11 protein-coding genes are annotated in these 15,109 nt (G+C 53.8%); 9 read left to right on the forward strand and 2 right to left on the reverse strand.

Annotated features, from left to right (window positions below; genetic code table 11):
* The first annotated feature begins 305 nt into the window (after positions 1-305).
* The 9 genes from FYC48_RS25765 (at position 306) to FYC48_RS25805 (ending at position 11,670) form a co-directional block, all read left to right on the forward strand.
* A complete protein-coding gene (locus tag FYC48_RS25765) occupies positions 306-791 on the forward strand; it encodes an Hcp family type VI secretion system effector (protein ID WP_149499683.1) in 486 nt (161 codons plus the stop codon).
* Between the two features lie 163 nt (positions 792-954).
* The gene (locus FYC48_RS25770; RefSeq protein WP_149499684.1) at positions 955-2,919 is read left to right on the forward strand and encodes a type VI secretion system Vgr family protein; all 1,965 of its coding nucleotides are present in this window, start codon (positions 955-957) and stop codon (positions 2,917-2,919) included.
* Between the two features lie 114 nt (positions 2,920-3,033).
* Positions 3,034-4,137 carry a DUF2169 family type VI secretion system accessory protein gene (locus FYC48_RS25775; protein ID WP_149499685.1) on the forward strand — a complete coding sequence of 368 codons (1,104 nt, stop codon included), beginning with the start codon at positions 3,034-3,036 and terminating at the stop codon, positions 4,135-4,137.
* A gap of 24 nt (positions 4,138-4,161) precedes the next feature.
* A complete protein-coding gene (locus tag FYC48_RS25780; RefSeq protein WP_149499686.1) occupies positions 4,162-5,634 on the forward strand; it encodes a DUF2169 domain-containing protein in 1,473 nt (490 codons plus the stop codon).
* Complete coding sequence (locus tag FYC48_RS25785; protein WP_149499687.1) at positions 5,631-6,050, forward strand: hypothetical protein; 420 nt, start codon at positions 5,631-5,633, stop codon at positions 6,048-6,050. The genes FYC48_RS25780 and FYC48_RS25785 overlap by 4 nt, the downstream gene beginning before the upstream one ends.
* Positions 6,051-6,055: 5 nt before the next feature.
* On the forward strand, positions 6,056-6,820 hold the full coding sequence (locus FYC48_RS25790) for a hypothetical protein (RefSeq protein WP_149499688.1): 765 nt from the start codon (positions 6,056-6,058) through the stop codon (positions 6,818-6,820).
* A 36-nt stretch (positions 6,821-6,856) separates the two neighbouring features.
* A complete protein-coding gene (locus FYC48_RS25795; RefSeq protein WP_149499689.1) occupies positions 6,857-10,462 on the forward strand; it encodes an RHS repeat-associated core domain-containing protein in 3,606 nt (1,201 codons plus the stop codon).
* A gap of 10 nt (positions 10,463-10,472) precedes the next feature.
* Positions 10,473-10,724, forward strand: a complete 252-nt coding sequence (locus tag FYC48_RS25800) for a hypothetical protein (protein ID WP_149499690.1) — start codon at positions 10,473-10,475, stop codon at positions 10,722-10,724.
* Between the two features lie 46 nt (positions 10,725-10,770).
* Positions 10,771-11,670: an Imm26 family immunity protein gene (locus FYC48_RS25805; protein WP_149499691.1), complete on the forward strand. Its 900-nt coding sequence runs from the start codon at positions 10,771-10,773 to the stop codon at positions 11,668-11,670.
* Between the two features lie 36 nt (positions 11,671-11,706).
* Here the strand turns inward: FYC48_RS25805 and FYC48_RS25810 are convergent, their stop codons facing one another.
* Entirely contained in the window at positions 11,707-13,542 is a 1,836-nt protein-coding gene (locus FYC48_RS25810; RefSeq protein WP_149499692.1) for a trypsin-like peptidase domain-containing protein, read from the reverse strand.
* Between the two features lie 377 nt (positions 13,543-13,919).
* On the reverse strand, positions 13,920-15,101 hold the full coding sequence (locus FYC48_RS25815; protein WP_149499693.1) for a cysteine desulfurase family protein: 1,182 nt from the start codon (positions 15,099-15,101) through the stop codon (positions 13,920-13,922).
* Positions 15,102-15,109: the final 8 nt, after the last annotated feature.

Below are 15,109 nucleotides of genomic sequence, written 5' to 3' on the forward strand. Positions count from 1 at the left end.
CACCGCCGCGTTACCCGAGCCGGGGGCGGAGGATCAGAACGCTGTCTCTCTAGCGCTTGACGTGCCAGTCAGGGATTCGTTTTCCATCGAATTTTTCGTCTGAGCCTCGCCGCATCGGAGCGGGAGTCGTGTTTCACTGCGGAAAAAACGTGGTTTTCGTGAGGCCGAGAAAAAGTCAGGATTATTTTCCGGAGGGACGAAACTTTCCAGCCTGTTGAGCGAGAACGGTAGTGTGCATGGCGGCGAGATGACTCGCCAAGCAAACTCCACTTTCACTTTCTGACCTCTCTTGCGAACAGGATTCTATGATGGCTGCTTACATCAAATTTGACGGTGTCGATGGCGAATGTCGTGACAAAGACCACAAGAGCTGGAGCGACTTGCTGTCGTTCGGCCAGGCGGTTCATCAGCCCGGTGGAAGCTCGACCGGTGCTTCGCGTCGCCGCGGTGATGTGATCATGGAAGACATCACTTGCACGAAAGAACTCGACAAGGCCAGCCCAAAAATTGCCGAGTCGGTCTGCAAAGGTAAAGTCTATCCCAAGGTCGAAATCGACTTGACCGCGTCCTACACCGACGCCGGCCGCGTGACTTACTACAAGTACACGCTCAAGAATGTGCTGGTGACCAGTTACAACATCAGCGGCGCGGGGCAAAGCGAGTCGGTACCGGTGGAAGATTTCTCGCTGAACTTCGAAGAGATCAAAGTCACCTACACCGAGAATGATTCGAAGGGCAAGAAGAAGGGCAACGTCGAATACAGCTGGAAGGTCGAAGAAGGCGAAAGCTGATCCGACGGCCAGTGGCTTTTCAACACAACGGTCCGTTCGCCGACTTCGGGCGGACGGGCTTGTTTTGTTTTGGGATGATTGATCGTCGCGGCTCAATGCCGGACAATTAGCGAAACCAAGACGTTCTTTTTCTTTTCCTACCAGACGCACCGACGACGTAACGATGGCACTGCAACAACAAAACCGCCTGCTGAATCTCAACACGATTCTTGGTGACGATGTGTTGTTGCTAACGTCGTTTTCTGGCAGCGAAGAAATGGGGCGACTGTTCAATTACCAGCTCGAATTGATCAGTGATGATCCGTCGATCCGTCCCGAGGATATCGTCGGCACGCCAGTCGGTTGGAGTATCGAGTTGCCCGATCAGTCACGCCGTTACTGGCACGGCTATGTCAATAGCCTTTCACGAGGCGACGTCGATTTCGAGGATCGGCGGAATTATCGAGTCAACGTCGTTCCCTGGTTGTGGTTTTTGACCCAGACAAGCGACTGCAAGATCTTCCAGGAAAAAAAGGTTCCCGACATCATTGATGATGTCTTGGGCGAGTACAGCTTCGCGGATTTCGAACCAAAATTTCAGCAGGATCACAAGGATTGGGAGTATTGCGTTCAGTACCGTGAGACAGACTTCAATTTTCTGTCTCGTCTAATGGAGCAGGAAGGCATGTTCTATTTCTTTGAACATTCCGACGGCGCGCACAAAATGATCATCACCGATCACAAAACCGCTTATTACAACCTGCCCGAAAATACCGTCGATTACCCCGATGATGTCGGGTCCCGTGCGATCGAAGACCACTTCACCAGTTGGGAGCGGAAGTACCAGTTCATTCCTGGAAAATACGCCCAAACCGACTACAACTTCAAAACACCTAGTACCTCGCTGGCGAGTGACAGTAGCAGCGTGGTGAACTTGAAAGACATCGGTAGTTACGAACTATACGACTATCCCGGTGAATACGATGAAAAAAGCGTCGGCGATACCGAAACCCGGGTACGGATCGAAGCGGAAGAGACCCGCTACGATATTGTCTCCGCGACCAGTTTCTGCAAAACCTTCCAAGTCGGCGGGCGGTTTACCGTCGGCGAACACCGCGATTCTTCCGAGCAGGGTGCGAATTACGCAATCACCTCCATCCAGCACATGGCTAGCGAGCCGATGGCTTATGAAACCGGTGGTGATAACGATTTAATCTACCGTAATTCGATTAGCTGTATTTCCGCCGAACGGGTCTATCGGACCGCGCGGCAAACGGCGAAGCCGATCATTAGCGGAATCCAAACGGCCGTGATCACCGGCCCGCCCGGCGAGGAGATTTACCCGGATGAATATGGCCGGGTCAAATGCCAGTTTCACTGGGATCGGTATGGCGAGAACGACGACAAAAGCAGTTGCTGGATTCGGGTCTCACAAGGGCATGCGGGCGCCGGTTTCGGAGCGATCAGCATTCCTCGGATCGGCGAAGAAGTTGTGATTAGCTTCCTCGAAGGTGATCCCGATCGTCCGCTGATTACCGGTCGAGTCTATCACGCGCAGAACATGCCCCCGTTCGGCCTGCCGGATTCGAAAAATATCAGTGGCGTGAAAACCAACAGCACCAAAGGTGGTGGCGGTTACAACGAACTGATCATGGACGATACCAAGAGTAAAGAATTGATCCGGCTGCACGCCCAGTACGACATGGATTCGACGATCGAGCATGACGATCGTCAAACCGTCCACAACGATCGGTCAATCCAAGTCGATGGCACACATACCGAAACGATCAAGAAGGACACTACGATCACCGTGACCGAAGGTAACTGGAGCCGAACGATTTCCAAAGGGATGTCGGCAACGACAGTCAAGAAAGAAATCCTGGTCGATTCTGAAACTCAGCATATTCACGTCACCGCTGCGACCGAAATCAAATTGGAAGTCGGTAAATCGAAGTTGGTGATGAAGGCGGACGGAAGTATCGAGCTAAGTGGTATGAATATCGCAATCGACGGAAAAGAATCGGTCAGCATTCATGGTGCCGCGGTGACTTCGAAAGCGGATAACAACAACGTGATGGAAGGCGCGATGGTGTTGTCAAAAGCGAAAGCGAACAACATGATCAAGGGCGGCATGATTATGTTGAATTAGAAGATGTTGACTGTTACGAGATGACTCCTGTGGTCGCCCAATCGCGTCAGGCCTCATTCGATCAGGCCATGAATCGAGTACCTTCCGATCGCCGACTTTGATGCCAACGTTACTGTGACCGAATCCACCGCGGAACCGATGCAAACGATGATCCTGCCCAGCGTGAACGATGCTGGGCAGTCGTTGTTGGCGGTGATCACCAAGCAGACCTTCGACATCAATGACGGGGGATGCCTCGAACGCGCAGAACGAGATGCTCCCCTCCGCGAAGCCGACGAATACTACGGCGAAGGTGATCCCGAAACGTGTTCGGTTCGCTACGAGGCGGATCTGGCTCCCTTCAAGATCGGTACCGATGTCATCGTCATCGGTTCGGCACATGCCCCCGATGGAAAAGCGATACGACAGCTTGAGGTGGCGGTCGATGTCGGCACACAACGCAAGTTAATTCGTGTGTTTGGCGATCGTCACTGCCGCTTTCGCGAAGGTGGCGTACCCGAGTTTTCTGCACCGGAACCGTTCGTCAAGCTGCCGATTCAATACGAGCGTGCTTATGGAGGCGTCGATCGAATCAGTGAACCGGGCCTGGAGTTTCCCTATCCGCGGAATCACGTCGGAAAAGGCTTCGTTTGTAAGAATACTCGTGAAACGATCGAAGGGCTCGCGCTGCCTAATCTGGAAGATCCAGCCGATTTGCTCACCCCGGAACGACTGTGTCTGGAATCGGTCGGGTCTTGGAATCAGATGCCCTTGCCACAAGGATTGGGATGGTTTCAAAAGACATGGTACCCACGATGCTCCTTTGTCGGGGCCGTGCCTGGTTTTGTCGGCCCGGACGAAGTGATGAAGGAAGAGCAACTTGGTTTGGTGCCGCGACAGCAAATTTCGTTGGCTCGCCAGTTCAAGTTGCCGAGCTTTGACGTTCGGTTTAACAGCGGTGCTTCGATCGGACTGTCGTTCGCACCGATGCGCGGCGACGAAGTTCTAACATTGCACCACATGACACCGGATCGCATGCTGATCATTCGGTTGCCTAATCAATCGCCAACGCTCACACTGGACATTGGTGACGGGCCACAACCCCTTCCGCCGGTGCTACATACGGTATGTGTTCGCGTCGAAGACCGGCAAGTCGATCTGGTTTGGCGGGGGGCGATCGCGAAAGAAGATCGGCACTGGATCACCAAGCTGGAAAATTTGGAGGCGAGCGCGACTTAGAAGGCGGACCGCGAACGCGGGCCGATGACTTCACTTTCTCTGTCGATTGAACACAACATGCGCATCGTCTTGACCGTCATCGCGGGACCCGGAACGGGGCAAAAACATTGGCGACGCGATCGTGGAACCATGACGATCGGGCGGACGGAGTACGCAGACTTTGTCATCCCCGGCGATCCCGCGTTGTCTTCGGTCCATTTCGAGTTGCGGTTCGACTCGACGTCGTGTTCGCTGCGTGACCTGGAAAGCAGTAACGGAACGCAGGTCAATGGCGAACTCGCAACACAGGTTGCACTTCAAAACGGTGACCGAATTCGAGCCGGCGGGAGCGAGTTTCTTGTCACCCTTGAAGGTCTTTCGACAAGGCAAACGCAGTCGCTTGCAAGTACGTCGCCGGCAAACACCGGAACCGACGGACGCGAAGAGCAGCAGATCGTATTGCCGGGGCAATCGCCGGAAGGCCAGCACCTTTTGTCGATCCTCTTAAAGCGAACCTATGACCTGCGGCGGGGATCGGCGTGTGTGCGTTCGGAGAAAGACGAGCCGATCAACCCGGCCGATCTGTTTTACGACGATCCAATGAACACATCGGTCAAGTTCGAGAGCGATTTCTGTCCGTTTAAGTTGGCAACCGATGTGGTGCTTCTTGGAAAAGCGTACGCACCCAATCAAACAACGACGCGGCAAATGATTGCTTCGCTAGCGATCGGAAGCTACCAAAAGAGTCTCTTCATCGTTGGCGATCGGCGCTGTCAATACCGACGTGGACAAGCACCTGCGATTTCAGATCCGTTGCCGTTCGAATCGATCGACTTGCGGTACGAAAACGCATACGGCGGCGTCGATATCCAGACCGACCCCGCGCTTTCATACCCATATCCACGCAATCATTTGGGCAAGGGGTTCATTGTCAAGGCGACGAAGAAGACACTTCAAGATTTGTCGCTGCCCAATATCGAAGATCCCAACGATCCGTTGACGCCGGATCGGTTGGCGATTGAGGAATACGAGCACTGGGAACGACAGCCCCAGCCGCAGGGATTTGGCTGGTATTCAAAGTATTGTCAGCCAAGGGCGAAGTTGGCCGGGATCATGCCCGCCGACCGCGCCACCGAACAGGAGCTGCGGGCGATGTATGCCGAAGCGGTACCCGAAGAACAACGGCAACAGTATATCGAGGCACAAATTCCCGACATGGATTTTCGCTTCTTCAGTGGCGCGTCACCGGGATTGGTACGCGAATTCCTGCGAGGCGACGAAGTGATCTCGACACAAGGGGTGACGCTCGAAGGCGAGTTTCAATTTCGATTGCCGGGCGAACGTCCCGTGATGAGCCTGGACATCGGCGGCGGTGATCAACAGCCCGAAGTCGTATTGCATACCGTTCAAATTCGAATGGAAGACCGCCAAGTGGACTTGGTCTGGCGAGGCGCCATTCCCTACCCCGGACTCGACTGGCTTCCGGAGATGCCAAAAATGGAGGTCTTGATCGGATGAGCGACACCGTAGCGGGCGAAAATGAATTCCAACCGCAATCGCCCAACAAATTTATCTACGTCTTTTCAGCACTGGTGCTCGGCTGTGTGGCGTTCTATTTCCTGTTCATGACCGTGAACACTGCCGGGCTGTCGATCAGCCATGGTTCGGCGACCGTGGTGGGCAAGCGTTTTCAGGAAGGCGGGACCTCTTCATTCACGCAACCGGTTGGCAATCAACGGATCGTTCGTGTCCAAGAGACACCGAGTGCTTATGTGGTGAAACTTGAAATTAGCGAGCAACAAACCGAATTCCCGATCGATAAAGAACTCTACGACCGAGTCTCTGCCGGTGACCGATTAGCTGTGGAATACCAAACGACACGGCTAACCGGCGCGATTCAGGTCACCAGCGTTTCACGCCCAGCGGCAAACTAACGAACATGGCACACTATCCCGCAGCAAAGTTATTCGATTCGGTGGTCGGCGTCGACGTCCACGCCGTCGTCGGTGTGCCCGTGCATCCCTATTTCGGTCCGATTTACCTTTGGCATACACCGGCATTTCCTAAAGCAGACGTGTTGATCAACGGGATGCCCGCCTGTGGGGTTGGCGCGATGGGCTATTTTTTTCATATCCCTCAAGGTGCCCCGGTCCCACCGACACCGACAAACATGCCTTACTGGAAACGCTACCTGACCAATGTCGCGATGGGCATGACGCTAATGACGTTGACAATTTTTGCCAACATCGCGATCGCTGCCATCGCCGCGATGATTCCAAAGCCGAAAAGCGTCGAAAAATTTGTCAAAGACGTAACCGGGATCGACACCACCAGCACCACGACGACACTGACAACGATTAGTAGTAGTTTTGGTGCGTTCACGCAGTGGATGACTTGGGTGAAATTACTGATGCCGCCGATCCCATTTCCCGGGGCTCAAGGATCGACCGCCGTCGGCAGTCCGACGGTCACGGTCAATGGCGGTCCCCTCGCATTTGTTTGTCCATTGATGGCGACCAGTTGTAGTGATATCCCTGTCGTCCCAAATGCGGCGACGATCGGGTTTTCAAACGTTCTCGTCGGGATGTCGATGGCTCAGTTGGCGCGACAACTGGCGGTCAGCACGGCTCAATCCGCTGTCAGTGCTAGCGTCCAAGCGGGCGTCAAGCGGATGCAGGGGCGAAACGATTGTGGATGCCGCTAGTACAGCTCTTGTCTCGTACGATCGACGGAACACGACATGACTTCAATGCAAGGGATCGTCAGCGCAGGTCACCCCGTCGATGTCGCCAGTGGCGTTCTGTTTGAAGCCAATACTGATTTTCGGCTCGACGGTCGCATGCCGCTGGAATTCAAGCGACATTACTCCACGGCCTTGTTGGATTCGCCCGCCGGCATTCTCGGCCCTGGCTGGGCTGCGTCACTCGATTGCCTGTTGCGATGGAGTGACGAATCGATCGAATTCGTCGATGAATCGGGTGGAATGATCCGCTTTGAAACTACGCCGGAGCGATTGCGCACCGGTGAGGTGGTTCGAGCACTCGGCGCTTTCCTCGAGCTGCGTCTCGAATCCGACGGAACCATCGTGGTCACGTCATGGAACACCGAGACATTCCTTGTCACCCGGTATTTGTTCGAAAGTCCGACGCGGTTTGAAACGGCTGTTACCGGCCCGGCGAACGGTACGGCTAAATTAAAAGGAATCGAAAATACGGCCGGCTACGGCGTCGATCTGTTCTACAACGAAAATGAACAACTTGTCCGCGCCGCCCAACGTCGTGAACGCCGCGCCCTTTCGTTCGATTACGACGCCGCCGGACGACTCGTTCGACTCGGATTTCAGGGGAGCGACGGCGAAACTCAGTCGGCGATGCACTACGAGTATGATCCCAATGGACGATTAAACGCGATCCGCGATCCCGTCGGTGCCTCCGAACAATACGAGTACGACTTGAACGGCCGGCTAACGCGGATCGTTCAAAAGGACGGTGCCGTTTGGTCGTTCCAATTCGACGACCGAGGTCGATGTATTGTCGCGACGGGACAGAATAACTTCGACTTCAAGAGCTTTCGCTATTTCGATGCGACGCGCACAACCGAAGTCACCGACAGCCATGGATTCGTCACCAAGTACCATTGGCTTCCAACCGGTCAAGTTTGGCAACAGGTTGCTCCCAGTGGCGCGACGACTTTTACCCGTTACGACGAGTTCGGACGGATCACCGAATCGGTCGACGCCGTTGGCGGAGTCGAAACGAACGAGTACGATGACGTCGGTAACCTTGCCAGTTCCGCCAATGCCTTGGGGCAAGTCACCGCGTACACTCACAACGATCGGCGACAGATCACTTCGGTCACACTGCCCAACGGAGCGTTGATTGAGCGTCGATATGATCAACAAGGGCGCATCATCGCGGTCGAAGGGCCCTGCGAATCGTCTGGACAGTTTCGTTGGAACCGAAGCGGCGACCTGGAAAGCTTCACCAATGCTCGCGGTGAACAGCAACACTTCCAATACAATGCCTTCGGTGATGTGATCCGCACCGAAGATTGCGACGGAACGATCGTCCGATTTGAATATGACGCCTTTGGAAAAAAGACCAAACGGATCAATCACATTGGCGTCGAAACCGAACTCGCCTATGACGCGATGTTTCGGTTGACTCAGATCAGCGATTCGAACGGCAAGACCACTCGCTTTCGATACGATCGGGCCGGCAATCGAATTCGTGAATCTGGATCAGACGGCTTCGTGCGTACCCATACCTACGGCACTTGCGGTCGCTTGACCGAAACGGTGGAACCAGACGGTCGCCGCTTGCGATACCAGTGGGATACCGAGCCGGGACGCTTGCTGAGTCTTTCACTGAACGGTGATCAGACCTATCGCTATGAATATGACTCCGATGGACGGACTCGCCGCGAAATCAGCTATGACGGACGGACCTTAACTTTCGAACGCGATCCTGCCGGTTTGATCCGTTCGGTGACCAACGGTGCCGGTGAAATCACCCAGTTCGATCGAGATATTGCGGGGCAAATCACCCGGATTACTAATGCCGATGGCGCGATCAAGGAGTACCAGTACGACGCGTTGAACTTGATGGTGGCTGCCGTCAACGAGGCGAGTGAAGTTGAATTCGAACGCGATCAGCTCGGACGAATCGTTGTCGAATCTCAAAACGGCGTCGCGGTAACCAGCACGTACGACGGTTTCGGAATTCGCACGTCGCTGAAATCGGACATTGGGTTGGATGTCGTCTATGAATATCAATCGGCGCTAACTCCTAAGTCGGTCACGGTCAATGGAACATCGACCTTCAGATTCGAACACGATTACGCGGGCCGCGAGCAACGACGGGTCCGTGATGATAGTTTCGAAATGCAACTCATTTACGGTGATGCCGGGCAACTGACCGAACAATGGGTCGGCCGCAACAATGCTCAGCCCGGCGCGCCCGAGCGGTTGCAATTGTCCGATACCGTCATGGCCCACCGACGGTATTCGTATGACGATGCCGGAGAGTTGGCTCGCGTCGAGGATGCTCGTTTTGGCACTTCGGAATATCGATACGATGAAGCCGGGCGATTAACTGAACAACGTCGCGAGAGCGAGACGTTCGAGCAATTTAGCTATGACGCACGGGGGACACGATCACGGTGGGCCATAGCCGGAGCAAAGACGCAAGCCGATGGTCAGTTCGGTGTCGAAGTCGGCTTGGCCAATCAAGTGCTAACGCAAGATGATGCCGAATTCGTCTATGACTCCGATGGTCGTTTAACTCACAAGATTGTTCATCGTGGTACCGATAGCGAACAGACTTGGGACTACCACTGGGACAGCGAAGGCTTCTTAACGTCCGTTGTTCTGCCGACAGGGCAGGAATGGTTCTACGACTACGATGCCCTCGGACGGCGCGTTTGCAAACGCGGCCCCGATGTACAATTGCGGTACATCTGGGACGATCACTTCATCCTTCACGAGCTCCGCGAAGAATCAACCCAAGGCACAGACGCCGCGCAGACAATTGAAACATGGGTTTATGAGCCTGACGGACTACGACCGATCGCAACCGTCCAAAGTGGCGAATGTTTTGGCGTGATCACCGACCAAGTCGGCGCCCCACGCGAGCTAATTGATGCCGATGGTAAAGTCGTTTGGTCCGCACGATACCTGGCGTGGGGCAAACTCGACGAGCAAACGATCGCGACGGAGGGCGTCGGGTGTGATTTGCGTTTCCCCGGGCAATGGTTTGACCCCGAATCAGGCTTACATTACAACCGCTTTCGGTATTACAGCCCGGACACCGCGACTTACATCTCTCGCGATCCGATTCGATTGGATGGCGGACTGCTGGAATACGCTTACGTACCCAATCCGTGCTTGTGGATCGACTTCTTTGGGCTCGACGCGGCAGGTGTCAAATCTGGCCCCGAAAATGAAACCGTCTATGTGGTCCGGGAGGGCAACAAGCCGGACGGCGATGTGCTATACGTCGGGATCACCAAGCAAGATGTCTCCGATCGTCAGTCGCAGCACCGCCAAGATCCGTCGCGGAAAAACTGGGTTTTGATGCCGCTAACGGATACCGAGGGAAATGAAATTCGGGTACGTCACGGAGTCGCGAAGGGAATTGAACAAGGATTGATCGATCACTATGGTATCCAGAACCCCGGGCCGACTCAGGGACTGAAGAAGGGGCCGTTGGTGAACGAAATCAACAGCATGTCGCCCAACCGAGATTCGAAGGTTCGAAAACCACGGATGAAGGCTGGCAAGCCGTACGTTGATGAGTTCCTCGAAAACGAAAAGACAAGCGACAAACGCGGACAGTGCACCAAGTAGGTAGGAAGAGATGGCAGACAAAGCATGGACGAACGTCAAGAAAGGCAAGCAGGTAATTCAAACGAGCGACGCATCGAAGCGATTGACGGAGGAGTTTCTTTCGAATTTCTCCGTCGAGTACAACTCATCGGAATTGCACCGTTTGCCTCGGCTCGACGAATTATTGCTCAGTCTGCAAATGGTCCTTGGGGCCGCACCGGAGCGGTATTGTGAAGAAGGCGACGAAAAAGATCTCGTTTCGATCGTGACTAAAACGAAATAGCATTCGCCCAAATTTTGAACGAAGGATCATTCAATAGGAGCCTCCGATGGGATGGTTATCAACTAACACAAATGCGGCCGGTGACGGCAGTGACCAATCACTGTTCTATAGCGACAGTGGACTCGACGCCTGTTCCGATTATTTGGGAAAATTGGCAGAGCTTTATCGTGACGAGTTCGATCGACGGCCGACGCTGAACGAGATTTTCTATCATGTCGAAACCGGATTAAACGAGCGACTCGACGAATTGGTCGCCGATTCGATCGACTCGGTATCGTCGCTCACGGCCAAAACAAAAAAACGCCCGGCCAAACCGAAAGCGGTACTCGGTGATATCGTCGCGATTCCGTTGGCCCGCCATGTGTTTGTTTACGGTCGGGTTGTCGAAGTCTTGAAGCGAGATGATGTCGTGGTCGAATTATTCGATCTCGTCACTTCGACGCCGGCAAACATCGTTAGAGTCGTCGAGGCTTCCGCTCTCGCTCAGTTTCGACTTGAGCAAACCGGGGTGCACTGGCAGCATTGGAAGGTGATTGGGAATCAATCCGTCGCCGATGATTATGTTGTCAAAAAGGTCGCCTACAGCTTGCCTTGCTTCGTCGCCGAAATCGAATTTACGGAGTGCTTGCAAAAAGCAGGTCAGCTTCCCGAATCGTTCCGGCTTTATGCGGATGTCAATGCGTCGCATCCCAAGCTACGCGAAGACGAACTGGCATCGCTTGCGACAATCATGCAGTTCTTGCAAGACAAATCGCTGTTGACCGATGAAGGTATCGCCGAGCTTGAATCCGGAAAACTTCCCAATGACTTTTCGCTGCATTCGGGGTTGCTAACCGAGGCCGGGAATCAGTTCTACGAAAAGGTCTTTAAAAAAGACTATCAATCAGGTTACTTCTTGACCGACACAGCGACTAAGATCGAACAATTCTGGAGCGAGAACCAGTAGCGACGGTGTCGACCGGCGAGCAATTTTCTCTTCGAATTAGATACGGCCTTTCGAGCAGATTTTGCATCGTAGTTTGCTCTTACCGCTGCAAGTACTGCATTTCTTTTTCTTGACGACGGTGCCGATAATGTCTCCGGCAATCGCGGATCGAGCGATCACGTCCTTCGTTCGGTAGCTCTGCATTCCTCCGGTGCAGGAAGGGCAGTCACAGAGTCCCGTTCCGCCACAGGCGAGACACCAAGAGTTTTTGATCAGCAACGACTCGCTCGGCGCCGATCCGTCCGCCACTTCGCTGAATAGTTTCCCACCGCGTCGGGTTTCCCAGATGAAAACAGGGACAACTGAATCTTCGACGTTAATCTGTCGGCGCGAATCGTTCTCATCAGGCGTTTTTAATGATGTCGTTCTGACATGGCGATTAAACCAACCGCGAATGATTCTGGCACCAAATGCCTGACCACCTTTGTCGAGTGAATTGGACGGAAGTCCGAATACCATTCCATGAACGACGTTGTTGTCATCAACAAGTGGACCCCCACGGTTTCCGTTGGTCGTATCGTGACTGACAACCTGAATACCGTTGGGCGTCGGCGATGACATGACTTTCCCTTCATATTGTTGAACGCCCTCGGCGACCATTTGCTGCCCTGGTTTGTAACCGTAAAGCTTCAGTTCGGAATCGACCTTCGGCGTGTCATCGGCGATCAGCAGTGGCTCGGCATCTAATCCCGGTACGTGCAACGCCATCAAAGTTGCATTTGCAGTTCCACTTGCCGGACGCACCACGCGAAAATTGGTGAAGACGGTTGAAGCTCCGCCTCCGCTATAAGACTGCAAGCGATTGACATAACCGTAGGTCGATTCGAGCAGACAGGATTTGCAAAGAAGTGATTTGAATGCACCTTGTTGCGTTGTACCAACGGTGACAATCAAGTTCGCCGAACGCTCATAGTCCTTCAGTAGCTGTTGTGATGTGACGACGATGCCCGGTGCGACGACAAAACCCGTTCCGATCGCCATCAGCTCCGAATAAACACTTGGTGCCTCGAGCCCTTCTATTTTTCGACTCGCCGCGCCGGCCTCAAGTGGTAGCTCAAAATCCAGCATGTAATAAAAGGAATTGTCTAGTCGTGGCTTGGTCGTACTGACATTCGCAGAAGCAAGTGATGTGAGCAACTCGCTTCTTAGTCTTGGTGCGAGTTCGAAAAGACTGATCTGTTCGGTATCACCTTGCGCGACCAATTGAGCATTGTGTTCAAGGATCGGCGAAACGACTCCGGAATGACGAATCGCATCTGTAAACGACGCAGCAGCTTGGTTTCCGCCACGATCCTTCAGGGCCACCACACCCAAGTTGTTGTAAGCCGATGCTAGCGTCATTGAATGACGCCCCGGTAGGTGCTCTTGTTGATTCTCGATTCGCTCAATCGATTGTTGTAGCAGGCGTTTAGCAAACACGTTGTCATTCTCGCCTTCGGAAATTCCGGCGGCAGCCCAAACCCCGGCGTATGGGCTTTCCGGGATGACTTTGTGTATCTCCAGCAACAAGCGACTGACCGCTCCCGGGCGTTGCACCATTCCCTCAAGGTGCTGTCGAATCATTTGGAATTGCTTTGCATCTTGGCGATTGAACCAGATTTCATACGCTTGGTATCGAGATTGCTCCGTCAACTTATCCAGTCCGACAACCAGCGGTGCAGGGCGCCCGTTGATCTTTAACGTCACTTGATCCGAGTCGATTTCAACCAAATCAGCGTCGATCTGCGAGCCGGTTGTGCTTGTCCAGGAATGTTCTTGTGCGTGGGAGGGTGCCCAGAAGGCAAAGATGCTACCGAGGCATATCAAATTTGAGACAATTCGGCGAATAAGCATGGAACAAATCTTTGCGTTGATGGACTAACGTCACCCGTCTATTGGCGGGTGCCAGGGTAATCTTAGAGGTCTGCGGGGTTCGTTTCAATCCTTTTCAAAACCCACGACGCGATTACACGTGTTAATCTTGAGGTTTCGTGTCCCCGATGCTTCTCAAAACCTGTTGACGGACTTGACGGGTGTTTCGCCGCAAGCATCCAGCCCTGACCAACGTTTTCGAATCGCTCCGTCACTTGCTTTGTGGCGGTCTTCGATTGGGACCGACCGATCACCTTGGCATGTTGATTGCCGGAATTCTGGTTTCACCCTTCGTAGCCTTGCGGCAAATGTTTCGGGCTGGGGAGAAACGATTGAATTGGACCGGTGGCCTGACCCGGCTAATGCCGCAATAGCGATACCGCTGCGGCAATGTCGCAGGCAAGTTTTTGGGCAGACGGGAGCGAGGCATTGGCCTGGTTGGTGAACGATTTTCCGAAGCTGATTCTAATCGCTTGCCGGCACTGCGGTTCGGTACGCCCCAAGGCTTGCAGGACATGGCTGGGTTTTGCCGCCGAAGTCGCGCACGCAGCCTGACGACTAAACGCGTAGCCGCGAAGTTCCTGGATCAGCTCTTTAGATTCGACACCCGGAAACGACACATTGCTGATCGAAGGCAAACGCTTTGTCTGATCGCTTAAAACTACGACATCGGGGTGCAACGCTTTCAACTTGAGTTCGAAATCACGTTGATAGTCCCCCAAGGCTTCGGCGTGCTGCATTTGCTCTGCCATCGTGATTTCGCAAGCCTTGCCGAATCCGACGATGGCGGCAACGTTCTCGGTACCGCTTCGCAGCCCATGTTCTTGGCCTCCGCCGACAATCAACGGCGATAGTTCTTGCCGGGAAAGCCCGCCTCGAATGAACAACGCTCCGATGCCTTTGGGACCGTAAATCTTATGAGCCGAAAATGCGAGTAAATCAACCTGGCTGGCGCGGACATCGACGTTCGCTTTCCCAACAGATTGAGTCGCATCGGTCATCAATAAGGATCCCGATCGATGGGCGATCGATGCGAGTTCGTTGATCGGGTAGAGCGTTCCGGTTTCGTTGTTAGCGTGCATCACTGACAGCATCGTGCTCGCATTCGCCGCCATCGATTCTTCGACTTGATCAAGATCTAAGCACCCATCGCTATCGACGGGCAAATACTCGGTCGTGGACAACCGCCATTCTTCAAGCTGTCGACACGTCTGCAACACGGCGGAATGTTCGACCGTTGTCGTCGCCAAGCGATGATGTTTCGATCGATTTGACAAAACGATCCCTTTGATAGCCAGATTGATGGCTTCGGTCGCACTGGATGTAAAGACGATTTCGTTTGGCGACGCATTGATCAGCATCGCGACTTGGACACGTGCCCGTTCGATGGCATCCCTTGCGTCCCATCCCAAACGATGATCCAGGCTATTGGGGTTTCCAAATTGTTCCACGAAAAATGGATGCATGGTATCGACAACGCGCCGATCAACGGGGGTTGTCGCTGCGTAATCCAAGTAAACAGGGGCCGATTGTTGGGACATCTCCGTGC

This window comes from Roseiconus lacunae (genome assembly GCF_008312935.1).
In the GTDB taxonomy this organism is placed as follows: Bacteria; Planctomycetota; Planctomycetia; order Pirellulales; family Pirellulaceae; genus Stieleria; species Stieleria lacunae.

Bases quoted from the DNA above. Each gene is read 5' to 3' on its own strand.
- FYC48_RS25810 (WP_149499692.1), bottom strand. From the start codon at position 13,542: ATGCTTATTCGCCGAATTGTCTCAAATTTGATATGCCTCGGTAGCATC.
- FYC48_RS25795 (WP_149499689.1), top strand. From the start codon at position 6,857: ATGACTTCAATGCAAGGGATCGTCAGCGCAGGTCACCCCGTCGATGTC.
- FYC48_RS25800 (WP_149499690.1), top strand. From the start codon at position 10,473: ATGGCAGACAAAGCATGGACGAACGTCAAGAAAGGCAAGCAGGTAATT.
- FYC48_RS25780 (WP_149499686.1), top strand. From the start codon at position 4,162: ATGACTTCACTTTCTCTGTCGATTGAACACAACATGCGCATCGTCTTG.
- FYC48_RS25815 (WP_149499693.1), bottom strand. From the start codon at position 15,101: ATGTCCCAACAATCGGCCCCTGTTTACTTGGATTACGCAGCGACAACC.
- FYC48_RS25805 (WP_149499691.1), top strand. From the start codon at position 10,771: ATGGGATGGTTATCAACTAACACAAATGCGGCCGGTGACGGCAGTGAC.
- FYC48_RS25770 (WP_149499684.1), top strand. From the start codon at position 955: ATGGCACTGCAACAACAAAACCGCCTGCTGAATCTCAACACGATTCTT.
- FYC48_RS25790 (WP_149499688.1), top strand. From the start codon at position 6,056: ATGGCACACTATCCCGCAGCAAAGTTATTCGATTCGGTGGTCGGCGTC.
- FYC48_RS25785 (WP_149499687.1), top strand. From the start codon at position 5,631: ATGAGCGACACCGTAGCGGGCGAAAATGAATTCCAACCGCAATCGCCC.
- FYC48_RS25765 (WP_149499683.1), top strand. From the start codon at position 306: ATGATGGCTGCTTACATCAAATTTGACGGTGTCGATGGCGAATGTCGT.